Annotated in this window: 25 protein-coding genes; 8 read left to right on the top strand and 17 right to left on the bottom strand. The window is 64.7% G+C overall.

Going from position 1 to position 25,448, the window contains the following annotated elements; genetic code table 11:
* Nucleotides 1–533, top strand: a 533-nt coding sequence (gene dctP, locus V1479_RS05310) for a TRAP transporter substrate-binding protein DctP (protein ID WP_368801958.1), incomplete at its 5' end; no start/stop codon positions are given.
* 62 nt (nucleotides 534–595) lie between these two features.
* Here the strand turns inward: dctP and V1479_RS05305 are convergent.
* Genes V1479_RS05305 through V1479_RS05250 form a run of 12 tightly spaced genes read right to left on the bottom strand, consistent with a single transcriptional unit; the run spans nucleotide 596 to nucleotide 13,154 of the window.
* Nucleotides 596–2,110, bottom strand: coding sequence for a class I adenylate-forming enzyme family protein (locus tag V1479_RS05305; RefSeq protein WP_368801957.1), 1,515 nt, complete (start codon nucleotides 2,108–2,110; stop codon nucleotides 596–598).
* Between the two features lie 30 nt (nucleotides 2,111–2,140).
* Nucleotides 2,141–2,602: a MaoC family dehydratase gene (locus V1479_RS05300; protein WP_173187590.1), complete on the bottom strand. Its 462-nt coding sequence runs from the start codon at nucleotides 2,600–2,602 to the stop codon at nucleotides 2,141–2,143.
* Between the two features lie 19 nt (nucleotides 2,603–2,621).
* Nucleotides 2,622–3,926 (bottom strand): MFS transporter, encoded by a 1,305-nt coding sequence (locus tag V1479_RS05295; RefSeq protein ID WP_368801956.1) that lies wholly within the window; start codon nucleotides 3,924–3,926, stop codon nucleotides 2,622–2,624.
* A 54-nt stretch (nucleotides 3,927–3,980) separates the two neighbouring features.
* Nucleotides 3,981–5,018, bottom strand: coding sequence for a TRAP transporter substrate-binding protein (locus V1479_RS05290; protein WP_368801955.1), 1,038 nt, complete (start codon nucleotides 5,016–5,018; stop codon nucleotides 3,981–3,983).
* 35 nt (nucleotides 5,019–5,053) lie between these two features.
* The gene (locus tag V1479_RS05285) at nucleotides 5,054–6,340 is read right to left on the bottom strand and encodes a TRAP transporter large permease (protein ID WP_368801954.1); all 1,287 of its coding nucleotides are present in this window, start codon (nucleotides 6,338–6,340) and stop codon (nucleotides 5,054–5,056) included.
* Nucleotides 6,337–6,915 carry a TRAP transporter small permease gene (locus tag V1479_RS05280; protein ID WP_368801953.1) on the bottom strand — a complete coding sequence of 193 codons (579 nt, stop codon included), beginning with the start codon at nucleotides 6,913–6,915 and terminating at the stop codon, nucleotides 6,337–6,339. The genes V1479_RS05285 and V1479_RS05280 overlap by 4 nt, the downstream gene beginning before the upstream one ends.
* Nucleotides 6,916–6,946: 31 nt before the next feature.
* The gene (locus tag V1479_RS05275; protein WP_368801952.1) at nucleotides 6,947–7,825 is read right to left on the bottom strand and encodes an HpcH/HpaI aldolase/citrate lyase family protein; all 879 of its coding nucleotides are present in this window, start codon (nucleotides 7,823–7,825) and stop codon (nucleotides 6,947–6,949) included.
* Nucleotides 7,825–8,280 carry a MaoC family dehydratase gene (locus V1479_RS05270; RefSeq protein ID WP_173187597.1) on the bottom strand — a complete coding sequence of 152 codons (456 nt, stop codon included), beginning with the start codon at nucleotides 8,278–8,280 and terminating at the stop codon, nucleotides 7,825–7,827. The genes V1479_RS05275 and V1479_RS05270 overlap by 1 nt, the downstream gene beginning before the upstream one ends.
* A gap of 22 nt (nucleotides 8,281–8,302) precedes the next feature.
* Nucleotides 8,303–9,499 (bottom strand): CaiB/BaiF CoA transferase family protein, encoded by a 1,197-nt coding sequence (locus V1479_RS05265; RefSeq protein WP_438620489.1) that lies wholly within the window; start codon nucleotides 9,497–9,499, stop codon nucleotides 8,303–8,305.
* Nucleotides 9,474–10,739, bottom strand: coding sequence for an acetyl-CoA hydrolase/transferase family protein (locus tag V1479_RS05260; protein WP_368801950.1), 1,266 nt, complete (start codon nucleotides 10,737–10,739; stop codon nucleotides 9,474–9,476). The genes V1479_RS05265 and V1479_RS05260 overlap by 26 nt, the downstream gene beginning before the upstream one ends.
* A 16-nt stretch (nucleotides 10,740–10,755) precedes the next feature.
* Nucleotides 10,756–11,922, bottom strand: a complete 1,167-nt coding sequence (locus V1479_RS05255; RefSeq protein ID WP_368801949.1) for an acyl-CoA dehydrogenase family protein — start codon at nucleotides 11,920–11,922, stop codon at nucleotides 10,756–10,758.
* 11 nt (nucleotides 11,923–11,933) lie between these two features.
* Nucleotides 11,934–13,154, bottom strand: coding sequence for a CaiB/BaiF CoA transferase family protein (locus V1479_RS05250; protein WP_368801948.1), 1,221 nt, complete (start codon nucleotides 13,152–13,154; stop codon nucleotides 11,934–11,936).
* A 298-nt stretch (nucleotides 13,155–13,452) separates the two neighbouring features.
* On the opposite strand from V1479_RS05250, the gene V1479_RS05245 reads away from it, so the two are divergent.
* On the top strand, nucleotides 13,453–14,238 hold the full coding sequence (locus tag V1479_RS05245) for an IclR family transcriptional regulator (RefSeq protein ID WP_368801947.1): 786 nt from the start codon (nucleotides 13,453–13,455) through the stop codon (nucleotides 14,236–14,238).
* 18 nt (nucleotides 14,239–14,256) lie between these two features.
* Here V1479_RS05245 and V1479_RS05240 read toward each other — a convergent pair whose 3' ends face one another.
* The 5 genes from V1479_RS05240 to ligM all read right to left on the bottom strand — a co-directional run bounded on the left by V1479_RS05240 (nucleotide 14,257) and on the right by ligM (nucleotide 19,269).
* Nucleotides 14,257–15,318, bottom strand: coding sequence for a 4-oxalomesaconate tautomerase (locus V1479_RS05240; protein WP_368801946.1), 1,062 nt, complete (start codon nucleotides 15,316–15,318; stop codon nucleotides 14,257–14,259).
* Entirely contained in the window at nucleotides 15,311–15,985 is a 675-nt protein-coding gene (locus V1479_RS05235; protein ID WP_368801945.1) for a 4-carboxy-4-hydroxy-2-oxoadipate aldolase/oxaloacetate decarboxylase, read from the bottom strand. The genes V1479_RS05240 and V1479_RS05235 overlap by 8 nt, the downstream gene beginning before the upstream one ends.
* Nucleotides 15,985–16,716, bottom strand: a complete 732-nt coding sequence (locus V1479_RS05230) for a PIG-L deacetylase family protein (RefSeq protein WP_368801944.1) — start codon at nucleotides 16,714–16,716, stop codon at nucleotides 15,985–15,987. The genes V1479_RS05235 and V1479_RS05230 overlap by 1 nt, the downstream gene beginning before the upstream one ends.
* Before the next feature lie 109 nt (nucleotides 16,717–16,825).
* Nucleotides 16,826–17,752 carry a methylenetetrahydrofolate reductase gene (locus tag V1479_RS05225; protein WP_368801943.1) on the bottom strand — a complete coding sequence of 309 codons (927 nt, stop codon included), beginning with the start codon at nucleotides 17,750–17,752 and terminating at the stop codon, nucleotides 16,826–16,828.
* 101 nt (nucleotides 17,753–17,853) lie between these two features.
* The gene (ligM, locus tag V1479_RS05220) at nucleotides 17,854–19,269 is read right to left on the bottom strand and encodes a vanillate/3-O-methylgallate O-demethylase (RefSeq protein WP_173187612.1); all 1,416 of its coding nucleotides are present in this window, start codon (nucleotides 19,267–19,269) and stop codon (nucleotides 17,854–17,856) included.
* 251 nt (nucleotides 19,270–19,520) lie between these two features.
* Between ligM and purU the strand changes: the two genes are divergently transcribed.
* The 6 genes from purU to V1479_RS05190 all read left to right on the top strand — a co-directional run bounded on the left by purU (nucleotide 19,521) and on the right by V1479_RS05190 (nucleotide 25,442).
* Nucleotides 19,521–20,390 (top strand): formyltetrahydrofolate deformylase, encoded by an 870-nt coding sequence (purU, locus tag V1479_RS05215; protein ID WP_368801942.1) that lies wholly within the window; start codon nucleotides 19,521–19,523, stop codon nucleotides 20,388–20,390.
* 289 nt (nucleotides 20,391–20,679) lie between these two features.
* On the top strand, nucleotides 20,680–21,858 hold the full coding sequence (locus V1479_RS05210; RefSeq protein ID WP_173187616.1) for an ABC transporter substrate-binding protein: 1,179 nt from the start codon (nucleotides 20,680–20,682) through the stop codon (nucleotides 21,856–21,858).
* Between the two features lie 49 nt (nucleotides 21,859–21,907).
* Nucleotides 21,908–22,759, top strand: coding sequence for a branched-chain amino acid ABC transporter permease (locus tag V1479_RS05205; RefSeq protein ID WP_312860564.1), 852 nt, complete (start codon nucleotides 21,908–21,910; stop codon nucleotides 22,757–22,759).
* A gap of 238 nt (nucleotides 22,760–22,997) precedes the next feature.
* Complete coding sequence (locus V1479_RS05200; RefSeq protein WP_368801941.1) at nucleotides 22,998–23,990, top strand: branched-chain amino acid ABC transporter permease; 993 nt, start codon at nucleotides 22,998–23,000, stop codon at nucleotides 23,988–23,990.
* Nucleotides 23,987–24,739, top strand: a complete 753-nt coding sequence (locus tag V1479_RS05195; RefSeq protein ID WP_368801940.1) for an ABC transporter ATP-binding protein — start codon at nucleotides 23,987–23,989, stop codon at nucleotides 24,737–24,739. The genes V1479_RS05200 and V1479_RS05195 overlap by 4 nt, the downstream gene beginning before the upstream one ends.
* Nucleotides 24,732–25,442 (top strand): ABC transporter ATP-binding protein, encoded by a 711-nt coding sequence (locus tag V1479_RS05190; RefSeq protein WP_368801939.1) that lies wholly within the window; start codon nucleotides 24,732–24,734, stop codon nucleotides 25,440–25,442. The genes V1479_RS05195 and V1479_RS05190 overlap by 8 nt, the downstream gene beginning before the upstream one ends.
* The last annotated feature ends 6 nt before the right edge of the window (nucleotides 25,443–25,448 follow it).

Here is a 25,448-nt window from a genome sequence, read left to right as displayed (position 1 = left end):
CCAACAACCGCAACGCCATTGCAGGGCCTGCCGACGTCGCCGGCCTGAAGCTGCGCACGATGGAAAACCCGACCCACATCACCGCCTTCGAGGCGCTGGGTGCCGCACCCACCCCGATGGCATGGCCGGAGGTGATCGGCGCGCTGCAGCAGGGCACCATCGACGGCCAGGAGAACCCGCTGTCGGTCATCACGTCCGCCAAGCTGTCGGAAGTGCAGAAGTACCTGACCCTGTCGGGCCACGTTTATTCGCCGGCGATGCTGCTCGTCTCAAAGCAGCTCTGGGACGGCATGTCGGAAGAGGACCAGGAGATCTTCCGCAAGGCGGCGTCCGAAGCCGTGACCGCCATGCGCGGCTTCGTCGACGACGTCGAGACCTCCGGCGTCGCACAGCTCAAGGAAGCCGGAATGGACGTCGGAGAGCTCAGTGCGGAGCAACGCGCTGCTTTTCAGAAGGCGCTAACGACTGCGTACGAGACCTACTACGGCACATTTGGCAAGGAGCTTGTCGACCAGATCATCGCAAGCAAGTAGCCTTGAGAACCTGATCGCGTGGTTGGCATCGGCGCTCCAATGCCAACCACAATCGTCCGGCCTCAGGCGACTTGCCTGCGCAGCTCCGTCTTGAGTACCTTGCCGTAGCTGTTTTTCGGCAGTTCAGCGCAGAAGACGTAACGCTTCGGCTTCTTGAACGACGCCATCTCGGCGCGGCACCACGCGTCGAGCACCTTGGCATCGCAGGCGCCTTCGCCGCGCGGCACCACGAAGGCTACGACATCCTCGCCCCACTCCGCGCTTGGCTGGCCGACGACCGAGACCTCGAGCACGCCGGGATGCCGGGCCACCACCTCCTCGACCTCACGCGGATAGATGTTGGTGCCGCCGGAGATGATGAGGTCCTTGGCGCGGTCGGTGAGCGTCAGGAAACCGTCCTCGTCGAGCCGGCCGATGTCGCCGGTATGGAGCCAACCGTCGCGCAGGGTCTCGGCCGTCGCGTTCTCGTTGCGCCAATAGCCTTTCATCACTGTCGCACCACGAACGAGGATTTCGCCTGCTTCGCCGGGTTGCACATCCTCGCCGTCGTTCGCGATGCGCACCTCAACACAGGACATCGCCTGCCCGACGGAGGCACGGCGCTCGCGCCATTGAGGATGCGTCTCGTCGGCAACGAGTTCGCGGGGCAGAGACGTGATGGTCATCGGCGTCTCGCCCTGTCCGTAAATCTGGACGAAGCGAGGGCCAAACAGCGACAACGCCTCGTCGATGTCGGCCGCATACATCGGCCCGCCGCCATAGACGATCGTGCGGATGCCCTCGCCGCGATAGCCCGAAGCCTTGGCGGCCTCGATCATGCGCTTGACCATGGTGGGTGCGGCAAACATCACCGCCTGGCCAAAATGGCGCGACAGCGCCTCGATCTCCGCTGGGTCGAAGCCGCGCGACAGCGGGAACACGTGACTACCGCCGGCGCGCACGAAGACGAAGTTGTAGATGCCGGCGCCGTGCGAAATGGGCGCCGCATAAATCGTCGCCTGGTCCGGCGCGGGCTGGTCGACATCCAGCGCATAGGCAAGCGTTGCCACGCGCATGTTCCAATGGGTCAGCATGACGCCTTTGGGTCGGCCGGTCGTGCCCGATGTGTAGAACAGCCAGGCAATATCATCGCCCGACACGCGCGCCGGGGTGGCATCTTCCTCACCCTGCTCGAAAAGGGCGGACCATTGCGTCGAGCCTACGGCGATCCGTGCGCAGTCGGCCGGCATGCCAGCATCGGCGCCCAGCCCGTCACCGTCGCTGACAAGAACCGTCGCACCGGCGTCACCGACTATCCAGGCCGCCTCGCGGGGGTGCAGCTTGCTGTTGATCGGCACGATGGTCCCGCCGAACCACCAGACCGCATAGAAAAGTTCGAGATAGGCCGGACAGTTCTTCATGAAGACGGCGACGCGGTCACCAGCCTTGAGGTCGTGCGCGGCCTGCAGGCCTGCCGCCAGTGCACGCACCCGTGCCGCGAACCCGGCATAGGTCGCGTAGAGCTCGGTACCCTCGAAGATCGCCGGCGCGTCGGGTTTTGCCCGGGCCGTGGCGTCCAGCCAGTCGGCTAGGTTCATGCGTGTCCTCCTGTTAGCGGCGTCGCCGTGTCAGTCCGTTGCCCGCCCTTCCATCAGCCTCAGCGGCGTATAGACGATGACGGCTTCGCCGCGCTGGTTGACGATGCGATTGCGCGTGCGCACGAGACCTCGGGCCCCCTTGCTCGCCGCGCGCACCTCGATCACTTCGATCTCGACATGAATCGTATCGCCTTCCAGCACCGGTCCCTCCACATTCAGCTCCATGTGCAGGAATGCAAGCCCCGTGCCCTGCCCGGTCGCGTTGAGCACAAGCCCCTCGGCCAGGGCATAGACCAGCGCTGCCGGCGCCGGGCGGCCCGGGATCGCCGAGTGCTGCGCGCGGTATTCCTTGTCGACGAACAGCGACTCCAGCATGCCGACGCAGGATATGAAATTGACGATGTCGGTTTCGGTGATGGTGCGTCCGAATGTGCGGAACTGCTGGCCGACCGAAAGGTCGTTCCAGCGAAATCCTTCTCCGAGCAGTTTCATGTCGGTTCCTTTCAGATTGTCACTCTGCCGGCGGCGGCTGCAGCGTGCGCGGATGGCACAGTCGCGTCGAAATCCAGAACGGCGAACAGGCAAACAGGATCGAGACGCCGGAGAAGATGAAGGCAGCGCGATAGTCGCCCGTCACATCGTGCAGGAATCCCGAAATCCAGGCGCCGAACGCCGAGCCGAAAGACATCATCATGAAGATGGTGCCGAAGATCGAAGCCACCGCGCCTCTCGCGAAAATGCGCGCCGTCAATGTCGATACGATCGGCCCGCGCGCGCCCTGGCTCACACCGAATGCAAGCACATAGACCAGGATGAGGAATGGGCTGGCGAAGGCCGAATAGGCAAGCAGCGCGCCCGCGCCCAGAAAGGTTCCCGTGAAGGACAGCGTCGCCGTGAAGCGGTTGCCGAAACGCGCGCAGAGCCAGCCGGCAAAGACGACGCCGAAGATCGAAAGCATGCCCGAAGCGCCGAAGGCGAGTGCGGCCTCGATCGGCGGATAGCCCTGTTCCACGAGATAGGGCACGGTCTGCACGACGACGCTGTAGACGCCGCACGCGGTGAAGAAGAAAACCTGTACCAGAAGCCAGAACTCGCGCGTCTTCGCCGCGCTGCGGATGGTCCAGCCGGTTGGCCTCGACACCGCCATGGCCGGCTGGTCGGCAAGCGGCTCAGCAGCGGAGGGCCGCACGCGTCCCTGGCGGATACGCCCCCACGGCAGGAGCAGCAGGGGCACGACGCAGACGAGGGCCATGGCAATCAGACGATAGGTCTCGCGCCAGCCATAGGCATCGATACCAGCCTGCGCCAACGGCACGATGACGAGGATGCCGGAACCGAAGCCGGCATAGGCTATGGCGATGGCAAGGCTCATGTTGCGGTCGAACCAGCGGCCGATCAGGGCTGCCGCCGGCACCATGCCCAGCGCAGAGGCGGCGACACCGCAGAATACGCCGATGAAGAGGTAGATATGCCACAGGGCAGTGGTGGTGGAAGCAGCCCAGGTCGCCGCGATCAGCACACACAGCCCGAACCCGTAGGTGGCGCGTGGCCCCAGCCTGTCGAGCATCATGCCGGACAGCGGCGCCATCAGGCCGACCGTGATGAGATAGAAGGAATAGACGCCGGTGAGCGTCGAGCGGCTCCAGCCGAACTCGGCCTCCAGCGGCAGCATGAACACCATGAAGGTGTCGACCACGCCGCGCGCGGTGAAGTTGAACAGGAAGCCGATGGCCACGACCAGCCCGGCCAGCGCAAGCTCGTTCCGCGAACCGCGTTGGTACGCCGGTTTGTCTTCAGGGTCGCCGCGAGAGGTCATGAATGCCTACAGTGGAAGACCGCCCCGGCTCGCACCGGGGCGGTTCATATGCGATCAGTCGGCCTTTTCGAGCGCGGCGCGGAACGCGTTGAGGATATCCGTTCCCGGACGCCCGCGGGCGTCGAGGTCGGAAGCCCATTGCTGGCTGACCTCGCCCATCAGCTCGCCGAGGCGGGCCTTGTCCTCGTCGGGCAGGCTGACGAAGGTGACACCGGAATCGGCAATCGTCTGCTTGTCCTTGAGATCGAGATTGTCGGCGGCTTCGCACCCCTTGGTGATGGCTTCGTCGCCGGCCTGCACGAGCGCCGCCTGCACGTCCTCATCGAGCGCCTCCCAGCGCTCCTGCGAGATCACGTATGTGACCACGAAGGACCCGAAATTCACGTCCTGCGTGCCGTATTTCAGCAGCGGATGGATGTCGTAAGGCAGCACGCTCGAATGCGGGAACAGCACGCCGTCGATGGTTCCGCGCGAAAGCGCATCGCGCGTCTCAGGCGCGGAAATCTGCACCGGCACCGCGCCGATCTTGGTGGTCGCGATTTCCTTGGCGCCGCCCGTCGTGCGCAGCTTGAGGTTACGCAGGCTGTCGAGATCGGTGATTTCCGAATTCGACGTCAGCACCTGGTATGGCGGCAGCACCATGACGAGGAGCACGCGTACGCCGTTCGGCGCAAACTCCGCCTGATCGAGCGCACCGCCTGGCTTGGCGATCTCCCAGAATGCCTTTGTGCCCTTGCAGGAGGTGGTGAAGTTTTCCGGCAGCTCGGCGACCGATGACAGCGGCAGCTTGTCGCTGACATAGGATGCGCCGACATAGCCGATGTCCATAACGCCGGTCTGCGTCAGCGACAGCAGGTCCTTCGCCTTGCCGAGCTGTTCCGCGGGGTAATAGTCGAACGCGACTTCGCCGCCGCTCAGCTCGGTCACGCGCTCCATCCAGAACTTGGTCATGTTCTCGGGGATGTAGTGGCCGACCGGAAAGCTGTCGCCGATACGCAGGGTCAGTTCCTGGGCCTGCGCGGCGTTGCCGGCAGCCAGGGCAGCGCCCACCACGGACGCGGCAAGCAATGTTCTATGCAGTTGGTATTTCATGACGTTCTCCTCCTTCTTGAACGATTGCCTTGCGGTCATTGCATCGTGGACGGAAGCCACAGGATGATGGCCGGAAAGGCGGTGAGCAGTGCGATGACGAGCAGATGCGCCCAGACGTGGGGCATCACGCCCCGGAACAGTTCGCCGAGCGGACGGCGTGTGTATCGTGCGACGACGAAGACGTTCATGCCGAGCGGCGGGGTCACCATGCCGACCTCCGCGGTGACCACGATGATGACGCCGAACCAGATCGGGTCGAACCCAAGCGAGATGACCAATGGCAGCACCACCGGCACGGTCAGGATCAGGATCGCGATCTGGTCCATGATGAAGCCCAGCACGATATAGCCGAGCAGGATGAAGACCATGATCGTCATCGGCGAAAGCGGCAGGCCGCCGACCCACGTCGTCAGGTCGTTGGTGACCCGCGCCAGCGTGAAGTAATAGCCGAAGATGTGCGCACCAAGGATGATGAACAGGATCATGCAGCTGGTCTGCGCGGCGCGGCGCAGCGCGCCGGAGAACGCTGGAAGGCTCAACCTGCCCTCCTTGATCGCCAGCAGCATGGCCACGAACGCACCGATGCCGGAAGCCTCGGTCGGCGTCGCGATGCCGGTATAGATCGTGCCGGTGACAGCGAAGAATAGCAGGATCATCGGCCCGACGCGCTTCAGCGAGGCGAATTTTTCACGCATCGTGTAGGCGCGGCCCGCCGGCGCGGATTCCGGCCAGAGCCAGACCAGTATGGCGATGGTGGCGATGATCGCGACGGTAACGATGAGGCCGGGAATGACGCCTGCGATCAGAAGCGCCGAGATCGAGATGTCGGCAAGGATGCCGTACAGAATCAACGCGATCGATGGCGGGATCAGCATCGCCAGCGTGCCGGAAATGGCGACCACGCCGCCGGCCAGCTTCGGCTCGTAGCCTTCCTTCATCATCGCCGGGATCGAGGTCGAGGCGAGCGTCGCCGCCGCCGCCGTGCTCGAGCCCGAGATCGCACCGAAGCCAGCGCCCGCAAGCGCGGTGGCCATCGCGACCCCGCCCTTGATCCGGCCGACCCATATGGTCGCCGAGCGGAAGAGATCGTTTGCCACGCCCGAGATGATGACGAACTCCGCCATCAGGATGAACATCGGGATCGTGATGATCTCGTAGGAATTGGCGGTCGACAGCGGCGACGTACGCAGGATGCCCGACAGCACCGGCAGACCGCCAAAGATGTAGAGCCCGATGGCGCCCGACACGGCCATGGCCAAGGCAACCGGCAGACCGATGACGAGCATGACGACTAGCGCCAGCAGAACGAGCGCGATCGTCATTCCGCGCCCTCCCCGGCCTGCGGTTCGGTTTCCGGTGGCGGTGGCGTCTCTACGAGGTCGCGACCCGTCAGGCCGGATGCCGCATGACCGAAGGTGCGATAGACGCAGCGCAGTGTCATGACCAGGCAACCTGCCGCCACAATGAAATAGGCGACCCAGGTCGGCCAGGGGATGACGGCCGCAATGCGGTCGTCGTTGAGGTAAGCGGATTTGAGCCGCAGCCAGGCCTGCCAGCCGATCAGCGCCATGAGGCCCGAGGACAGGAGATAGCCGACCGCCAGAGCCAGATGCCGCGGACGATGCGGAATCTGGTGCTGAAAGATGTCGATGGCGATATGGCCGTGATTGTGCAGCGTGTCCGACAACGCGAAGAAGAACACCGCGACCATGAGATAGAGGCCGATCAGGTTATAGGACCACGACAACGGCGCGGCGAACACATAGCGCATCGCCACGTCGGCAACGACGATCAGCATGATGGCGCCCAGCGACAGGCCGGACAGCAGCGCGAGCACACTCTCGATGCGCGCAAGCAGCGCCGAGGCACCGTTTGCGGGCGGCTGACTTTGCATCATCTTTCTTCCTCCTCCCTGTGGATCAGGCCCCTCAGACGGCGCCGGCCACTTCGGACCGGTTCACCATCGCCATGATCTTCCGCGCCGCGCGCTCGTGCGGCTTGTCGATCATCTTCCCGTCTATCTTGACCACGCCCGCCCGCGGATCGGCCGCAAAGGCGGCGATCACCTGTTCGGCCCACGCGACCTCCTCCGGCCGCGGCGTGAAGGCGCGGTTCACGGGATCGACATGGTTTGGATGGATGACCGCCTTGGCCGCGAAGCCGTCGCGCCGGGCGGCATTGGCTTCGGCCTCGACGTACGCAAGATCGCCGATGTTGGTGCAGACCGTGTCGATGGCAGCAAGACCGGCGGCGGCCGCACCCATCAGGCACATGTTGCGCGCCAGCCGGAACGGCTCCGAATAGACGCCGTCGACGCTGTTTTCCGTCGCGCCCAGCGAGGCGGCAAGATCCTCCGCGCCCCACATCAGGCCCCATAGCCGCGGGCTGGCGTCCTTGTAGCTCGACAAGCCGAAGATGGATTCGGCGGTTTCCGTGGCCACCGCGATGATCCGCGTCGACCCGGCTTCGAGCCCGGATGCCGCCTCGAAGGCATCGAGATAGAACGCCAGCTTCTCGACATCCGCCACGCTGGCGCATTTCGGCAGCACGATGCCGTCGGGAAGCAGCGGCATCACCGCCGTCAGGTCGGCGAGCGTCAGTCCCGTGTCGAGCGCATTGACGCGCACGAACCATTTCTGGGCGTTCCGGGTCGTTTCGAGCATCGCGCGCGTGGCAGCACGGGCCGCCTCCTTGGCTTCGGCCGAAACGGAATCCTCAAGGTCGATGATCAGCGCATCGGCATTGCCGCCGCGCGCCTTCTCGAACTTGCGGGCGCTGTCGCCCGGTACGAACAGGAACGAGCGCATCACGCAGCCGCCCGCTTGCGCATCATGCCAGCACGCCGGCAGACGGCGACGACCTCGCCATTCTGGTTCGTGCAGGTGTGCTCGAACTCGACGATGCCGACATCGCCGCGCGACTTGCTCTCGCGTTTTGAGACAATCTTCGTATGGCTGCGTAGCGTATCGCCGGCGAAGACCGGCTTCGGGAAGCGTACGTCGGACATGCCGAGGTTGCCGACAGTGGTGCCCAGCGTGGTGTCCTGCACGCTCATGCCGATCATGATGCCGAGCGTGTAAAGGCTGTTGAACAAAGGCTTGCCCCACTCCGTCTGCGCGGAGAAATGAGCGTCGACATGCAGCGGCTGCGGGTTCATCGTCATCAGGCTGAACGAGATGTTGTCGTGCTCGGTCACGGTGCGCGTCAGCTCGTGCGCGAATTCCTGCCCGACCTCGAACTCCTCGTAATATAGACCTGCCATATGATCCTCCCTTTGTCGGCGCTCAGTCCGCGTTCTTGTCTCTGCGTCCAAGGACGCCGGTTGTCGTCAGTTCGGCTATGCGTTCTTCCGCAATGCCCCAGTCGCGCAATACGGCGTCACCACTTTGGCCAGGCGCCTCGGGCGGCGTCGGCGCCGCAGCGGGCGTGCCGCTGAAACGAGGTGCGGGTGCCGGCTGCACCAGTCCGTCGACGGTGATGAAAGTGCCACGCTCGGCATGGTGCGGGTGCGACGACGCTTCCGCCGACGACAGGACGGGTGCGAAGCAGGCGTCCGTTCCCTCCAGCAACGCGCACCATTCCGCCCGCGTCTTTTGCGAAAACCGCTCGGCCAGAAGCCGGCGCGCCTCATCCCAGTTGGCGCGCTCGTTCATGTCGGGAAAGCCTGCCGGATCGAAGCCCATGGCGCTCAAAAGCACGGTCTGGAACTTGCCCTCGATCGGTGCGATGGAGACGTACCCGCCATCGGCGCAGCGATAGACGTCGTATTGCGGCGCGCCACTGTCGAGAATGTTTTCGCCGCGCCCGCCCGGCCAGACTCCGGCCGCCTGCAAGCCCATCAGTGGGGTGGCGAGCAGCGAAACCCCGTCGACGATCGCCGCGTCCACGACCTGTCCCTCTCCCGTGCGCTGCGCATGAAGCAGCGCGCTGACGATACCGAAGGCCATCAGCAGGCTGCCGCCTGCGAAATCGCCAAGCAGATTCAAGGGCGGTGTCGGTGGCTGGCCACGACGGCCGATAGCGTCGAGCGCGCCGGTCAGTGCGATGTAGTTGAGATCGTGGCCGGCCGCATGCGCCAGCGGCCCCTGCTGCCCCCAACCTGTCAGCCTGCCGAAAACGAGGCGCGGATTGCGGGCATGGCAAACTTCGGGGCCGAGGCCCAGCCGTTCCATCACGCCGGGACGAAAACCCTCGACCAGCGCATCCGCCTTGTCGATCAGCTCCAGGGCGCAGTCGACCCCTTCCGGGCGCTTCAGGTCCAGTGCAACCGAGCGCCGTCCGCGCCCGGCAAAATTGAAACGGTCGGGGCGCGGCACGCCCAGCCCCGACGCGACCTGCCTGTCGATCCGCACTACGTCGGCGCCCATGTCGGCGAGCAGCATCGCGGCAAATGGCGCAGGACCGATACCGGCCATCTCGACGACACGCAGGCCGACAAGCGGCCCCTTGCGGTTCTCAGCCACAGGCGGCCCTCCCCACATCGTGCCATTCGCGAGACAGGCTTTCCCGGAACTGCGGCGCAGCGATCGCGATCATGCGTTCGACGCGCTGAGACAATGTGCAGCCGCGCAGCTCGGCAACACCCCATTCCGTGACGATCGCGTCGGCATCGGAGCGCGGGCAGGTGACGGTTTCCACGCGGGTGACGATGCGCGAGACAGTGCCGCCACGCGCGGTTGAAGGCAGTGCGATGATCGCGCGACCGCCCCGTGAGGCATTCGCACCCCGCACGAAATCGACCTGTCCGCCAACTGCCCCGAGATAGCGTCCGCCGGCCGTCTCGGCATTGACCTGGCCGGTCAGATCCACCTCGATCGCCGAATTGATCGCGCAGAAACGCGACAATCCGCCGAGAACTCCGAGCGCATGTGTCCGGGCCGGCGGATGCAGGCAAAACGCGCCGTTGTCGTTGGCGAAATCGTAGAGCCTGCGGCTGCCGAGCAGAATCCCGCCGACGCTGACGCCGGTATCGTATTCCTTGGCCATATTGGTCACCGCGCCCCATTCGATCAGATCGACGACGGCATCGAACAGGGCGCCTGAGTGCAGGCCGAGATCGCGGTGCCCCGCGAGTTTCCCGGTCACCGCCTGCGGTATCGCGCCCACGCCGAGCTGCAGTGCAGCCCGATCCGGTATGAGCGAAGCGACATTGTCGGCGATTGCCAGTTCGGTTTCGCCGGGCACGACGCCCTGCTGCTGCAGCGGCGGATGTTCGGCGGCAACGCAGATGTGAATCGGTATGTCCGAGGGCCATTGTGCGCCATGGCACCGCGGCACATCCGTGTTGATCTCGGCGATGACGAGCCGCGCCTTGCGCGCCGCATCGAGCACGTAGTCGTTGGCGAGCCCCAGGTTGAAGCCGTTCCCTTCAAGGGCGGGCGCAAGCTGGATCAGCACGCAATCGGCGCGAAGCGTGCCGTCGGCGAAGGCCGGTGCAAGCTGCGAATAGTGCCAGGGCAGAACGTCCAGCCTGCCGGCGCGCGCCAGCCGCGCACCTTGTCCAACCGCGCCGTACCCCTCGAGCGCCAGCCCGTCCGCGCCGTCGAACGTGTCCGAATTGAGCACCCCGAGAAACACCGAACAGCCTTGCGGCAGCCCCCCAGTGCCGACCAGCCGCCGCGTCAACGTCAGCGGCTCGGCCGTCGCCTGGCCGACGACGATACGATCGCCCGGCCGCAGCAGGGTGGCAAGATCGAGATCGTCGGCAGCGACGGCGCGCATCGGTCCTCTGCGCGCCTCAGTATGATTTCGGCAGGCCGAGAACTCTCTCGGCGATGTAGGACAGGCAGAGCTGCGGGCTGATGGGCGCGATGCGCGGGATCATCACTTCGCGCAGATAGCGCTCGACGTGATATTCCTTTGCATAGCCGAAGCCGCCATGGGCCATCACCGCCGTCTCGCAGGCGTTGAACCCGGCCTCGCCGGCCAGATACTTGGCCGCGTTGGCGGCGGCCCCTGCCGGCTTGCCGGTGTCGTATTGCCATGCCGCCGACATCACCATCATCCACGCCGCCTCGAGCTCGGCCCAGCACTTGGCCAGCGGATGCTGGATGCCCTGGTTCTGGCCGATCGGCCGGTTGAAGACGATGCGTTCCTTGGCGTAGCGCGTGGCGCGGTTGATCGCCGCCATGCCGAGCCCGACCGCTTCGGCAGCGATCAGGATGCGCTCCGGGTTCATGCCGTGGAGGATGTATTCGAAGCCGCGTCCCTCTTCGCCGATCAGGTCGGCCTCGGGGATCTGGAAATCCTCGAAAAACAGCTCGTTGGAATCGACCGCCTTGCGGCCCATTTTTTCGATCTCGCGAACCTTGATCCGATCGCGGTCGAACTTGGTGTAGAAGAGGCTGAGGCCGTGCGTCGCCTTTTTCACTTCGTCCAGCGGCGTGGTTCGGGCGAGCAGCAGGATATTGTCGGCCACCTGCGCCGTCGAAATCCAGATCTTCTGGCCGTTGACATGGTAGCGGTCGCCGCGCTTCTCGGCCTTAAGCTTTAGCTGCGTCGTGTTGAGGCCGGTGTTGGGCTCGGTGACGGCGAAGCATGCCTTCTCGCGCCCTTCGGCCATCGGCCGGATCATGCGCTGCTTCTGCTCCTCGGTGCCGAAGACGGCGACCGGGTTGAGGCCGAAGATGTTGATGTGCACGGCCGATGCGCCCGAGAGACCGGCGCCGGATTCGGCGATGGTGCGCATCATGATCGCGGCTTCCTGGATGCCCAGCCCCGCGCCGCCCGAGGATTCGGCCGTGCAGATGCCCAGCCAGCCCTCGCGCGCCAGCGCGTCGTAGAAATCGTGCGGGAAGCCGCCTTCGCGGTCACGCTGCAACCAGTAGGCATCGTCGAAATCCGCGCAGATCCGTGCGACGGAATCGCGGATCGCCTCCTGTTCCTCGGTGAAGCCGAAATCCATTCCCTGTCTCCTCAAGCCTGCGCCGGATCGTATGTCACGGCCGTCCGCGCGATGCCGCGTTCCAGCAGATCGGCGATCTCTTCCGGCGAAAATCCTGCTTCGCGCAGCACCTCTTCGCTGTGTTCGCCCTGGCGCGGCGCGTGGCGCGTGGGGCCGGCGGGACTGCGCGACCATTTGGCCGGCACCGCCATGGTGCGGATCGTGCCTTCGCTGGGGTGCTCGATGACGCGGAAGAAATCCGTCGCCACCAGATGAGGGTCCTGCAGCACACCCTGGAAGTCGTACATCGGCATGGCCGGCACGTCCGCCTCCTCCAGCAGGTCGAGCCATTCCGCGCTGGTGCGGGTCAGGAAAATCCGGGTGAGTTCGCCATAGACCTCGTCGATATGCGCCATCCGCGAGACGAAACTGGCAAAGCGCGGGTCGGCCGCAGGCATCTCCGGCCGACCGATCGCTGAAAAGAAGCGCTGCCAGTGCCCGTCGGTGTAGATCAGCGCGCAGACATAGCCGTCCTTGGTCTGATACGGGCGCCGGTCGGGTGAGAGCTGCCGCGAGTAGCCACCTGCGTCAAGCGGCGGCTCGAAGGTGAGCCCGCCCATGTGGTCGCCGAGCACGAAGCTGACCATGGTCTCGAACATCGGAATGTCGACGCGCTGCCCTAGGCCGGTGCGCTCCCGCTCGACGATCGATGCGAGGATCGCACCAACAGCCGCTAGACCGACCACGCGGTCGGCAATCGCCGACGGCACATAACGCGGCTGGCCTTCGTTCACCCGCGAGAACAGGAACGGGATCGTCGCGCCGCCCTGGATCAGATCGTCATAGGCCGGCCGCGCCGCATAGGGTCCATCCTGGCTGTAGCCGAACATGCCCGCATAGACGATCTTCGGGTTGACGGCCGATATGTCCTCATAGGAAAGGCCCAGTCGCTTCATCGCCTTGGCGCGCACGTTATAGACCAGCACATCGGCATCGGCGCAAAGGCGCAGCAAGGCCGCGCGGCCTTCGGCCTGCTTCAGGTCGAGCGTGATCGAACGCTTGGAGCGGTTGGCGTTGAGGTAGATCGGTCCCATGCCGTCATGGCGCGCCGGGCCGATCTTGCGCACGAGGTCCCCCTCCGGCGCCTCGACCTTGATCACATCCGCACCGAAATCCCCCAGCATCTGGGTCGCATACGGCCCCATCAGCACGGTGGTCATGTCAATGATACGGATACCGCGCAACGGTCCCATTTGCCTCCTCCGCAGCCATCCCTTTCGGAATGCTCCTCGCTGCTTATTCATATATATGGACATTATGTCCTTTGATATGGACAGTTAGCCGTATGAGGTTGGACAAGTCAATTCGAAATCGACAACGAATGCGGTTTGCCGGCCTTCCCGCCTCAACTGTGATGGATTAGTCCACGCTGATGGACAAAAGCGCTGTGAACACCTACGATCTTGATGAAACGTGGGGTTACCAGAGGTGGCGGGCAGCTTCGCGCGGGCCATTCGCGCCCAGACACCCCTCAAACACGGGACGTTCCGAATGCTGGTCAAACAGGCAGCCAACGTACTGGATCTGCTGGAGTTTTTTGCCGAACAGAAGAAGGCGGCGAGCCTGGCGGAGGTGTCGCAGCATTTCGGCTGGCCGCGCTCGAGCACGTTCAACCTGCTGTCCACACTGGTGGCTCGCGGATTCCTGTATGAGCCGGAAGCGCGCGGACGTTTCTATCCGACACCACGCTGGCTGACGCTGGCACAGGAGGTCGCGGCCGCCGAACCCTTGCCGGAAGCCCTGCTGAACCTGCTCAAAGACCTGGCAAAGCGTACCGGCGAGACAGTGTGGATCGCGGCCCCCAGCGGCCAGCATGCGATCTTTCTCGAGGTGATCGAATCGAAGGCGTCGGTGCGCTATACGGCCAGCGTCGGCACGCGCGTTCCGCTTCACGGGACGGCGACCGGCCAGGCCATCATCAGCCAGTTGCCGCCGGCACAGCAGGCCACACTTCTGCGCAAGGCGGTGTTCAAGCGCTACGGCGAAGGCACACCGATGAGTATCGAAGCGGTCGAGACCAGCATCCGTCAGTCGCTCAATCGCGGCTGGTTCGTCAGCTCGTCGGCCTTCACGCCCGATCTCGGCGGCATCGGCCTGCCGATCGTCTTCGGCGACCGGGTGTTTGCGATCACCGTTGCCGGGCCGTGGTTCCGGGTCGGCGAGCGGCTCGACGAGTTCGCCCACATCATGCACAGCGCCATAGCGCTGCATTTCGGGCCGGATTACGTGAAGAAGAACATCAAGGGCCTGCGCTCTCTGCTGCCTCAAAACGGCTGAACGCGTTAGCGCTCGAATTCAACCGAACACCACGCCGTCGAACAACTTGCGTGCCGTGCGCAGGATGGCAGCCGACACCACCGCCCCGCGGTCGTCGAGCGTCGCCAGCACGGTCATTTCGCCGGTCGGGTGCTCTATCGACAGCGCGCGTCGGCGGCCGTCCTCCCCAACATTGGCAAGGACCGCAGCGGCGCTCCCCGGCAACAGGCATGCGGTGGCAACGCTTACGGCGCCGAGCACGCCGATGGACGAGTGGCAGCGGTGGGGAATGAAGGTGCGCGTCGAGATCGCGCCGCCGTTGCGCGGCGGTGCGACAAGCGTCAGCTTCGGCACCGATTTCTGCGCGACATCGCCAAGGTTCATCATCGGCCCCGCCTTGCGACGGATCGTTTCCAGCCCTTCGCGCAGTGCCGTGTTCTCTTCCAGCTCGGCCGGCTCCTCATAACCGGTGACACCAAGATCCTGCGCGCGCAGCACGATACATGGCATACCGTTGTCGATAAGCGTGACGGAGATGCCGTCGATCTCGTCCGCAGCGTTGCCGGTCGGCAGCAGAGCGCCGCAGGACGACCCTGCCGTATCCTGGAAGGTAATTGGCACGGCAGCCGACGTGCCCGGCACACCGTCGATGCGCGCGTCGCCCTCATAGGTTACTGTACCTCCAGGCGTGGTAACAGAAGCCACCGCCACCTGGCCGGTGTTTTCCATGAAGATGCGCACGTCCGTCCCGCCATCTCGGGCCGGCACCAGCCCGCGCTCGATGGCGAAGGGAGCGACCCCGGCGAGGATGTTGCCGCAGTTCTGCGCGTCGGTGACAACAGGCCTGTCGACGAAGACCTGCAGGAACAGATAATCGACATCGACGCCCGGACGCGCCGACTTCCTGACCACTGCGACCTTCGAGGTCAGCGGATCGGCTCCGCCCATGCCGTCGATCTGGCGCGGGTCGGGCGAGCCCATCACGCGCAGGAGAAACGCATCGCGAGCCGCCGGGTCGGCCGGCAGGTCCGACGCAAGGAAGTAGCCACCTTTCGACGTGCCGCCGCGCATCCACATGCAGCGGACACCGTTGTCAGACATATTTCAGGCCCTTGGCGGCAAGCTTCTCGCGCATGCCGTAGATGTCGAGGCCGAGTTCGCCGGCCATCAGCCGCTCGCGCACCTCGGCTTCCTTGGCCTCGCGCGCAAGGCTGGCACCGAGGGCTTCTTTTGCCTCGCCGCGCGGCACCACGCAGACACCGTCATCGTCGGCGACGATCACATCGCCCGGATTGACCAGCGCGCCCGCGCAGACGATCGGCACATTGACCGATCCCAGCGTTTCCTTGACTGTCCCTTGCGCCGAGACTGCCCGCGACCACACCGGAAAGCCGATCTCGGTCAGGTCGCGCACGTCGCGCACGCCGGCCTCGATCACGAGCCCGCGCACGCCCCGCGCCATCAGTGAGCGCGCCAGCAATTCGCCGAAATAGCCGTCTTCACAGTGGCTGGTCGGTGCGACGACGAGGATGTCGCCCTCCTGGCACTCCTCCACGGCGACATGGATCATCCAGTTATCGCCCGGAGGGACCGAGACCGTGACAGCGGAACCCGCGATCCGCGCGCCGGCATAGATCGGCCGCATGAACGGCCGCATCAATCCTTTTCGGCCCATCGCCTCGTGAACCGTGGCAACGCCGCACTTGCCGAGGCCGCCAACGAGATCCGCGTCTGTACGCTCGATGTTCCTGACCACCACTCCACTCATCACAGCTCATCCACGGTTCGCGGGAAGATGGACTGGAAGGCCTCGGCATACTTTGCCTCGCGCCCGCCTGCCTGCCCGCCGGAATTGCGCCGGAACTGGTTGGCGCGGTTCTGGGCCACGTTTGTGTAGTAGTCCCAGAGATGCTGCTGGCCTTCCATGCATTCGATGGCGGCCTTTTTCCTGTCCCACACATCGGTGATGTCGAGGATGGTGTCGGGCTTCCAGTTGCACTGCTCGGTCTGGTGCGGCTCGAACAGATAAAGCTGCGGAGCGCCCAGCACCTTTTCACCAGGGTTATGCCCCCAGGCCTGCGCCACCATCCGGCATTCGAGCGCCACGCGCGTCGCGTAGGGATGGTCGGTGTTGTAGGGGTCTTCCAGCGAGTGCGACAGCATGAAATCAGGCTGCACCTTGCGGATCACGTCGACAAGACGGAACCGCTGCTCGCGGTCGAGTTCCAGCGGATAGTCTCCGCAATCGAAAAACTGGATGTCATGAACGCCGAGGGCCTTTGCCGCGTTCTCGGCCTCCAGCCGCCGCCCCGCCTTGACCTTTTCCAGCGTCATGCCGTCCTGCTTCCACAGCTTGGCGCTTTCGCCGCGCTCGCCGTAGGAAAGGCACACCACCGTCACCGCGACGCCCTTCTGTGCATGCAGCGCGATCGCGCCGCCGCAGCGCCAGACGAAATCGGCAGAATGCGCGCTGACGACCAGCGCAGTCCTTGCAGCCATTCCAGTCCTCCCTCGATGCCGGCTTACCGGGCATACCTACCTCCCCCGGCATGCGATCCTCATGATAGAGGCCGGTAGGGCGTCTGTCGCCTGCCTGAAAAACGCCGCTCTATCCAGCCAGTGCCGGCTGGAGCGCATCGCGCCTTTCGCGAGCCCAGTCCGCCGCTGCCTTGATGCCTCCCAGCGGGAAGATATGGATACGCTCGATCAGACTATCCGGGCTTGCGGCGCCATAGGCCGCCAGTGCGGTTACGACCTCGTCCGGCTCGTAGGGCAGCATCAGCCGCGACACAACCAGCGCGCGCCGCTGCAGAACCTTCAGCGATGGGCCGACGCCGCACGCGACCGCATATTTGATGAGCGTCTGCAGCTTGGCCGGTCCCGCGACGCCGACATGAATGGGCATGGTGACGCCGGCGCCGCGAAGCCGCTCCGCCCAGGCGATGACCGGCTTCGCGTCGAACGCGAACTGGGTCACGATGGCCATCTCGGCATCCGTGCGTTCGCTGTATGCCTGCTTCCACAACAGTGCCTTGTCGGCCTCGGCGCTGGAGCCATCCGGATCGATGTCGGCATTGCCCTCCGGGTGGCCCGCCACATGCAGGCGCCGAAAGCCAAGGCGATCGAACAGGCCGGTCTTGAGCATATCGATGGAGCTATGAAGATTGCCGGCTGGTCTCTTCATCCCGCCTGCGAGGAGAAGCGCTTCCTCAACGCCAGCCTCGTCGCGGTAGCGCCTCAGCCATTGCTCCAGCTCGGCCGCATCGCGAATGGCTCGCGCCGGCAGATGCGGCATCGCGGCAAAGCCATCGTCGCGAAGCCGCCGCGCCGTGGCAACCATGTCGTCTATCGGCGTGCCTTCGATATGGGCGATGTAGATGCGGGTGCCCGCAGGCAGAAGTGCGCGGAAGTCATCGATCTTGGCGGCCGTGCGCGGCATGACCTCGATCGAATGGTTCTCGAGCATCTTTGCCAGGTGCACATTCGAAGACTCGGACCCGCCACGCCCGGCCCCGAAACGCTCCAACCACGCCATAAGCTTCTCCTGCTCTTGACCGCCTACGTCATGCAACGTCCGAAATGATGCGAGGGGCGCGGAACCGGGCCGCCTCGCATCAGCTCCCGAAAGCGAACCCGTCAGCCCGCCTTGCGTGTGCGCCAGCTATCCGCGTAGTTCTCGCGCGCCTCGCGCGCATAAGGAGTCGGCGAGACGCGCACGCGAATTTCAGCCTGCTTGTGGCGCTCGGTGGAAGTCTTGCCGCTGCCCCCGTCGGGCTCTCCCCAGATCATCGTCAGCACATCGCCTTCCTGGACATCCTGGTCGACGACGCCCAGCGACAGCAGGCAGCGCTCGTTGTAGCTGTAGCCATTGAACATCGACATGCCGACCATTTTGCCGTCGCGCATGACCATATCCGCGCTCGATGACGCATAGTTCGGCTGCGGGAAATCGATCCACTTGTAGTGATCCTCGCCCGGCCGGAACGCTGACGCGATCACCTCGACCACATCTTCCGCGTTCCATTCGAAGGTCACCTTCTTGCGGTTCTTCGCGCCCTTCATCTTTTCCAGAGCGGCCTTGCCGATGAAGTCATCCTTCTTCCAGCCGATGTAGAAGTCGTAGCCGAGCTCGAACGGATTGACGTAGTAGTCCTCGATCTTGTCCGATGCGAAGCTGCCGCCGATCGAGCCGATCGCCTCGTAGCTGTCGGCGCCAAGCCATTCGCGATAGGCCTTGAGCATGCCGTCGCCGGTGTAGATGCCCGGCAGCGGCGACGGAATCCAGCCGGATTCCAGTGTGTTGGTCGAGTAGGCGCGGCTGCCGCAGCGCACGAGATCGACGCCGGCCTCCTTCGCTGCCTCGAGGATGCAGGACAGGACATAGCTCTTGTCCTCGTAAGGACCCCAGATTTCCAGTCCGGGCGCGCCGGACATGCCATGGCGCAGCGCCTGCACGCGCTTGGAGCCGACATTGATCCAGTCGACATGGAAGAACTTGATCTCCGGGATCGGCCCGCGGTTGAGCTTCTCGAAAATCTTCGGCGCTTCGGGCCCCTGGATCTGGTAGCGGTAATGGGTGCGCAGCACGCGCTCGCCCTCGGGCCGCGAATTGGAGCGCGGGTCGTGCCTGAGTCGCACGTTCCACTCGCCATAGGCAGCGCAGAACTGCAGCCAATTGGCGGTCGGCGCGCGCCCGACGAGGATGAACTTGTCCTCGCGTTCCCTGAAAATGATCTGGTCGCCGATCACGTGGCCGTTCGGCGTCACCGGCACGAAATGCTTGGCACGGTTCAGGCCGAAATTGGAGAACGAGTTGATGCCGTGGTGTGCGAGGAATTTCTCCGCATCCGGCCCCTCGACGATCAGCTCGTCCATGTGGTGCGACTGATCGAAAAGCACCGCCGATTCGCGCCATGCCCGCTGCTCGTCGCGCCAGTTGGAAAACTCCGGCGCCACGACAGGGTATACATACATGCCGATTTTCGAGTTGCGCAGCAGGTCAACGGCGCTGCCATTCTTGCGCAATACGGCTTCAAGGCTGGATTCCGCCATGATCGATCCTCCCATCGGTTAGCGTTGTTGTATACATTGCGCATGCCCCGATCGATTGCAAGAGGATCTTCGGCTACCAACCGCGCCAAATTCCCGCATGCTGCCCGCTGGGGCTTTTCAGCCCTCACCTCAAAGGACATAAGGGCCACACCAACGTCCTCGGCATCAGCTATGGCGATTAAAGACAGTCGCGATCCGGACCGGCGCTGTATACACCTGCCGAACCGACGAGACTGAACCGGAGTATGAGAATGACCGCGCAAAACCCCGCCCTTGTGCTTACGGCCTACTGCGCCAACCGGGCCGGCATCGTCGCCGCGCTATCCAAGGCGATCTTCGAACTCGGCGGCGACATCGTGGACCTGCAGCAATTCGATGATGCGGGAACCGCGCAGTTCTTTTCGCGGGTCGTCTTCCGGGGCGCCTCGGACCCGATCGCCGAGGATGCGGCGCGACAGGCGCTCGAACCGGTCATGGCGCAGTTCGGCATGAAGTGGTCTCTAAGCATACAGGGCGCTCGCCGGCGCGTGCTGCTGATGGCCTCGCGCTTCGATCATTGTCTTGCCGACTTGCTGTACCGCTGGCGCATCGGCGAACTGGCGATGGACGTGCGCGGGATCATTTCCAACTATCCGCGCGAAACCTATGCAGACCTGTCTTTCGAAGGCGTGCCGTTCCACTTCCTGCCGGTAACGAAAGAGACCAAGCCGGAGCAGGAAGCGAAACTGATCGAGATCATCGATAGCGAGCAGATCGACCTCGTCGTGCTCGCCCGCTACATGCAGGTTCTGTCGAGCGAGCTTTCGGCCAGGCTTGCGGGCCGCTGCATCAACATCCACCACTCGTTCCTGCCCGGTTTCAAGGGCGCAAGGCCCTATCACCAGGCACACGAGCGCGGCGTGAAGCTGATCGGCGCCACCGCGCACTACGTCACCGGTGATCTCGACGAGGGGCCGATCATCGAACAGGACATCGAGCGCATCAGCCATCGCGACAGCCCCCAGGAACTGGTGCGCAAGGGACGCGACATCGAGCGACGCGTGCTGGCGCGGGCCGTCCGGTCGCACCTGGAGGACCGGGTGCTTCTAAATGGCTCGAAGACCATCGTCTTCCCCGAATAGAGGCGCCGCACTGGATTTCAGTGTATACATGCAAGCACAGCTCCAGTTGCTTTCGTCCATACTCCGCCAGCGCGCACACCGGTGAGCGCTGGCGACCGATTCGCAAAAACTCCTTTCGCGCATTCGTCTGAACGACAGCGAAGCGCGCCGCATACAGTGGGATGGAAACCGTCGCTGTCCGGAATGCCTATTGCGAACGCGCAAACGATGTATACACTTCATCCCCGGAGGAGCCGCTGCCGCGCGCGAACGAGCGCGTGGCAAGGCAACAAAAAGGGAGGAAATGCGCATGTTGAACAAAGCAGCAGCGGCGACATTGCTCGGGCTCGGCCTTGCCTGGTCGAGCACGGCACTGGCTCAGGAAACCGTCAAGATCGGCGTCATCCTGCCCTATTCCGGGCCATTCGCGGACGCCGCCAACCAACTCCAGGCCGGCATCGACCTCTACATTTCCAAGCATGGCGACGAGGTTGCCGGCAAGAAGATCGAAATCATCAAGCGCGATACCGGCGGCCCGGCGCCCGACGTCGCGCAGCGCATGGCGCAGGAGCTGGTCGTGCGCGATGGCGTCGACATCCTGGCGGGGTTCGCGCTGACGCCTGAAGCGCTGGGTGCGGCCCCGATCGCAGACGAGGCGCAGAAGCTGATGGTGGTGATGAACGCCGCCACGTCCATCGTCACCGAGCAGTCGCCCTACATCGTGCGCACGTCGGTTACGATTCCACAGCTCAACTATGCCTTCGGCCAGTGGGCGTTCAACGAGGCCGGCATCAAGCAGGCCTATACGCTGGTTTCCGACTACGGCCCCGGCCATGATGCCGAGAGCTCGTTCTCCAAGGGCTTCACCGAGGCCGGCGGCAAGATCGTCGGCTCCGACCGCACCCCGGTCGCCAATCCCGATTTCTCGGCCTATGTCCAGCGAGTCCGCGACGCCAATCCGGAAGCCGTCTACATCTTCGTGCCGGGCGGCGCGCAGCCGGCGGCAATCGGCAAGGCGCTCGCGGATCGCGGGCTGGCTCCGCCGGACACGAAAATCTTCGCGCAGGGTGAGCTGACCCATCCTGAGGCTCTGGAAAGCATGGGCGAAAATGCGCGCGGCATCATCACGACCTTCCATTACACGCTCGAACGCGACGACCCGCTCAACAAGGAATATGTCGACGGCTATCACGCTGCCAATAACGGCCGCAGCCCCGACCTGTTCTCGATCGGCGGCTATGACGGCATGCACCTGATCTACGAGGCGCTGAAGGCAACCGAAGGCGACGCGTCCGGCGACGCGCTGGTCGAGGCCGCCAAGGGCATGTCGTGGCAGAGCCCGCGCGGCCCGATGAGCATCGACCCGGAAACGCGCGATGTCGTCCAGACCGTCTATATCCGCGAGGTGCAGGAGGTTGACGGCAAGCTGCAGAACGTCATCATCCACGAAATTCCGGAGGTAAAAGACCCGCTGCACGGGGCCAACTGAGGGCAGGTTCGGTTCAAGCTGGCATGCGTTTGAGATCGTGATCGGGCAGATCGCCATCGTGCTGTTCGACGGGTTCGCCTTCGGGATGCTCTTGTTCGTCCTGTCGGTGGGCCTGTCGGTCACGCTGGGGCTGATGAACTTCATCAACCTCGCCCACGGCGCGTTCGGCATGCTGGGCGGCTATGTCACCGTGCTGGCAATGCGCCAGCTCGGCCTGCCTTTCCTGCTTGCCCTGCCGGCCGCCTTCTTGGCGGCGGCGCTGGTCAGCGTGGTCTTCGAGCGCACGCTTTTCCGCCGGCTCTACAAGGCGGGCGAGTTGAACCAGGTTCTCTTCACCATCGGCGTGGTGTTCGTCGCGGCGGCAGTCGCGACCTATGCGTTCGGAACGGTGCAGCAGGTCATCATCCTGCCGTCCTGGCTGCGCGGTTCGGTCGAGGTCTTCGGCCTGCGCCTCGGCGTCTACCGCATCTTCCTGATCGCGATCGCGCTTGCGGTGACGGCGCTGCTGGTGTTCGGGCTGGAACGGACGCGGCTCGGCGCACAGATCCGCGCGGCCGTCGACAACCAGCGCATGGCGCAGGGGCTGGGCCTCGACGTGGAGCGCATCTTCGCTATCACCTTCGCACTCGGCAGCGGGCTTGCGGGGCTCGGGGGCGCGCTGGCGATCGAGATCGTCGGCCTCGATCCATCGTTCGGCTTCCACTACCTCGTCTACGTTCTGATCGTGGTCGCGGTCGGCGGGCTTGGCTCGATCACCGGCTCTTTCGTAGGCGCAGCACTGCTCGGTATCGGCGACGTCGCCGGCAAATATTTCGTGCCGGAAATCGGCTCGTTCCTGATCTACCTGCTGCTCGTCGCCATCCTGTTCGTGCGGCCGCTCGGCCTTTTCGGAAAGCGGTGAGCGAGTTCATGGACAGACCCGCGCCCTACGTTGCCCCCCTCTGTCCTGCCGGACATCTCCCCCACGAGGAGGGAGATCAACTCGCGCATCGGCTGTCGCTAATCTCCGACCTCTCAGGATGGGCACCCAGAGAAATGAAGGCCGATCTCCCCCCTCGTGGGGGAGATGTCCGGCAGGACAGAGGGGGGCGCGAAGGAACGCAGCCCCTGCAGCGCAATTCCAATCAAAGCGCCCGGCCATGACGAACGCCGACGTCAACCAGCAGCCCCACGCCTGGCTTGCCCGGCAAAGCCGGTGGTCGCCGCTCGAAATCGCCTTCTGGCTGGCGACGCTGCTGCCGTTCTACTTCTTTCCGACCTATCTGACGCTGGCGAGCCAGATCGCCATCACGGCGCTGTTCGCGATCTCCGTCGACCTGATCCTCGGCTATGCCGGTATCGTCACGCTCGGCCATGCCATGTTCTTCGGCCTCGGCGCCTATGCCGCCGGCCTGCTCAGCGTTTATGGCTGGGGCGAGCCGATTTCCGGCCTGCTGTTCGCCGCCGCGATTGCCGGTTTCGCCGGCTGGCTGGCCAGCTTCGTCGTCGTGCGCGTGCAGCACCTCGCGCTCATCATGATCACGCTCGGCCTCGGCTTCCTGACCTACGAACTCGCGAACGCGATGACATGGCTGACCGGAGGCACCGACGGGCTGCGCGGCATCCGCACGTGGCCGATCTTCAATTACTTCCGGTTCGACCTTTGGGGCTACACCGCCTATTCCTATTCGCTGGCGGCCCTGTTCCTCGGATTTCTGCTCAGCCGCCGGATCGTCAACTCATCCTTCGGCCTGGCGCTGCGCGGCGTGCGCGAAAACGTGCGGCGCATGCCCGCCATCGGCTCCGATTATCGCCGCCACCTGCAGAAGATCTACGTCATCTCGGCGGCCATCGCCGGCACGGCCGGCGGGCTGCTCGCGCAGACGACCAACGTGGTGGCGCTCGACGCGCTCAGCTTCCAGCGCTCCGCCGACGTGGTCGTCATGCTGATCCTCGGCGGTACCGGCAGGCTCTACGGGGCCATCGTGGGTGCGGTCATCTTCCTGGTGGCGCGCGACCAGCTTGCGGGCATCAATCCGCAATACTGGTATTTCTGGATCGGGCTGCTGCTGATGTTCGTGGTTCTGGTGATGCCGAAGGGCATTCTCGGCGGGCTGGCCAGCCTCGCGGCGCGCCGGAGAGGCCGCGGATGAGCGAAGCCGTGTTACGGACGGAGGCGCTGCGCAAGAACTTCGGCTCGCTGGAAGTCGCGCGCGACATCTCGCTGGCGCTGCCGCGCGGCTGCCGTCACGCGCTCATCGGCCCCAACGGCGCCGGCAAGACGACGCTCATCAACCTCATAACGGGGCAGCTCAGGCCGGATGCCGGCACGATCAAGCTGGAAGGCGAGGACATCACTGCCGCTCTTGTCGCGGCACGGGTGCGTAAGGGCCTGACCCGCACCTTCCAGATCAACACGCTGTTTCCGGACCTGACGCCGCTTGAAGCGGTCACGCTCGCCATCTGCGAGCGCGAACGCGTGGCCGCGCAATTCTGGCGCGGCCTTGCATCGCAAGGTGCGATCGTCGACGAGAGCATCGCCATTCTCGAGCGGCTTGGGCTCGGTAACGCCGCCACGCGGGTCACGCGCACCTTGCCCTATGGCCAGCAGCGGCTGCTCGAGATTGCGCTGGCGCTGGCGACGCGCCCGAAGGTGCTGCTGCTCGACGAGCCGGCGGCCGGCGTGCCCAAGGACGAGAGCGCGATGCTGTTCGACGTGATCGCCGCGCTGCCGGACGACATCTCGGTGCTTTTCATCGAGCACGACATGGACATCGTGTTCCGCTTCGCCACGCAGATCATCGTGATGGTTTCCGGCGGAATTCTGCTGGAGGCGGACCCGCAGACCGTGCGCGACGATCCGCGTGTGCGCGAAGTCTATCTGGGGAGCGGCCATGGCTGATCTCCTGCTCGAACTGGAAGACGTGCGCGCCGGCTATGGCGAGGCCGTGGTGCTCGATGGGGTTTCGCTGTCGCTGCCGGCCAACGGCAGCCTCGCGCTGCTCGGCCGCAATGGCGTCGGCAAGACGACACTGCTGCTGGCGGCCATGGGTTTCGTCGGCATCATGCGCGGAGCTGTTCGGCTCGGCGTCCGCGACATCTCGCGCCTCGCCCCGCACAGGCGCGCGCAGGCTGGCCTCGGCTGGGTGTCGCAGGAACGCGACATCTTCCCCTCGCTTAGCGTCGAGGAAAACCTGACCGTCGCCGCGCGGCCGGGGCGCTGGGATACTTCTTCGATCTACGCGCTCTTCCCGCGCCTGCGGGAGCGACGCGGCAATATGGGAAACCAGCTTTCGGGCGGCGAACAGCAGATGCTCGCGCTCGCCCGCACGCTGATGACAAATCCATCTGTGCTGCTGCTCGACGAACCATTCGAAGGGCTCGCCCCGATCATCATCGAGGAACTGACCGGCGCGGTGCGGAAGATGATCGACGACGAGGGCGTGGCGATCGTGCTGGTCGAGCAGCATGCCGAAGTGGCCCTGCGCCTGACGCGCGACGCGGTGATCCTGGAACGCGGGATGATCGCGCATCGCGCGCCGTCGCAGGAATTGCTCCACGACCACGCCACGCTGGAGCGCTATCTCGGCCTCAAACTCGGCTGACGCGTT

The organism is Neoaquamicrobium sediminum, from assembly GCF_040970315.1.
Taxonomy (GTDB): domain Bacteria; phylum Pseudomonadota; class Alphaproteobacteria; order Rhizobiales; family Rhizobiaceae; genus Aerobium; species Aerobium sediminum.
Note: the sequence above shows the minus strand (reverse complement) of the source record. Positions and strands in the feature narration are given on the sequence as shown.

Bases quoted from the DNA above. Each gene is read 5' to 3' on its own strand.
- V1479_RS05305 (WP_368801957.1), bottom strand. From the start codon at position 2,110: ATGAACCTAGCCGACTGGCTGGACGCCACGGCCCGGGCAAAACCCGAC.
- V1479_RS05300 (WP_173187590.1), bottom strand. From the start codon at position 2,602: ATGAAACTGCTCGGAGAAGGATTTCGCTGGAACGACCTTTCGGTCGGC.
- V1479_RS05295 (WP_368801956.1), bottom strand. From the start codon at position 3,926: ATGACCTCTCGCGGCGACCCTGAAGACAAACCGGCGTACCAACGCGGT.
- V1479_RS05290 (WP_368801955.1), bottom strand. From the start codon at position 5,018: ATGAAATACCAACTGCATAGAACATTGCTTGCCGCGTCCGTGGTGGGC.
- V1479_RS05285 (WP_368801954.1), bottom strand. From the start codon at position 6,340: ATGACGATCGCGCTCGTTCTGCTGGCGCTAGTCGTCATGCTCGTCATC.
- V1479_RS05280 (WP_368801953.1), bottom strand. From the start codon at position 6,915: ATGATGCAAAGTCAGCCGCCCGCAAACGGTGCCTCGGCGCTGCTTGCG.
- V1479_RS05275 (WP_368801952.1), bottom strand. From the start codon at position 7,825: ATGCGCTCGTTCCTGTTCGTACCGGGCGACAGCGCCCGCAAGTTCGAG.
- V1479_RS05270 (WP_173187597.1), bottom strand. From the start codon at position 8,280: ATGGCAGGTCTATATTACGAGGAGTTCGAGGTCGGGCAGGAATTCGCG.
- V1479_RS05265 (WP_438620489.1), bottom strand. From the start codon at position 9,499: ATGTGGGGAGGGCCGCCTGTGGCTGAGAACCGCAAGGGGCCGCTTGTC.
- V1479_RS05260 (WP_368801950.1), bottom strand. From the start codon at position 10,739: ATGCGCGCCGTCGCTGCCGACGATCTCGATCTTGCCACCCTGCTGCGG.
- V1479_RS05255 (WP_368801949.1), bottom strand. From the start codon at position 11,922: ATGGATTTCGGCTTCACCGAGGAACAGGAGGCGATCCGCGATTCCGTC.
- V1479_RS05250 (WP_368801948.1), bottom strand. From the start codon at position 13,154: ATGGGACCGTTGCGCGGTATCCGTATCATTGACATGACCACCGTGCTG.
- V1479_RS05245 (WP_368801947.1), top strand. From the start codon at position 13,453: ATGCTGGTCAAACAGGCAGCCAACGTACTGGATCTGCTGGAGTTTTTT.
- V1479_RS05240 (WP_368801946.1), bottom strand. From the start codon at position 15,318: ATGTCTGACAACGGTGTCCGCTGCATGTGGATGCGCGGCGGCACGTCG.
- V1479_RS05235 (WP_368801945.1), bottom strand. From the start codon at position 15,985: ATGAGTGGAGTGGTGGTCAGGAACATCGAGCGTACAGACGCGGATCTC.
- V1479_RS05230 (WP_368801944.1), bottom strand. From the start codon at position 16,716: ATGGCTGCAAGGACTGCGCTGGTCGTCAGCGCGCATTCTGCCGATTTC.
- V1479_RS05225 (WP_368801943.1), bottom strand. From the start codon at position 17,752: ATGGCGTGGTTGGAGCGTTTCGGGGCCGGGCGTGGCGGGTCCGAGTCT.
- ligM (WP_173187612.1), bottom strand. From the start codon at position 19,269: ATGGCGGAATCCAGCCTTGAAGCCGTATTGCGCAAGAATGGCAGCGCC.
- purU (WP_368801942.1), top strand. From the start codon at position 19,521: ATGACCGCGCAAAACCCCGCCCTTGTGCTTACGGCCTACTGCGCCAAC.
- V1479_RS05210 (WP_173187616.1), top strand. From the start codon at position 20,680: ATGTTGAACAAAGCAGCAGCGGCGACATTGCTCGGGCTCGGCCTTGCC.
- V1479_RS05200 (WP_368801941.1), top strand. From the start codon at position 22,998: ATGACGAACGCCGACGTCAACCAGCAGCCCCACGCCTGGCTTGCCCGG.
- V1479_RS05195 (WP_368801940.1), top strand. From the start codon at position 23,987: ATGAGCGAAGCCGTGTTACGGACGGAGGCGCTGCGCAAGAACTTCGGC.
- V1479_RS05190 (WP_368801939.1), top strand. From the start codon at position 24,732: ATGGCTGATCTCCTGCTCGAACTGGAAGACGTGCGCGCCGGCTATGGC.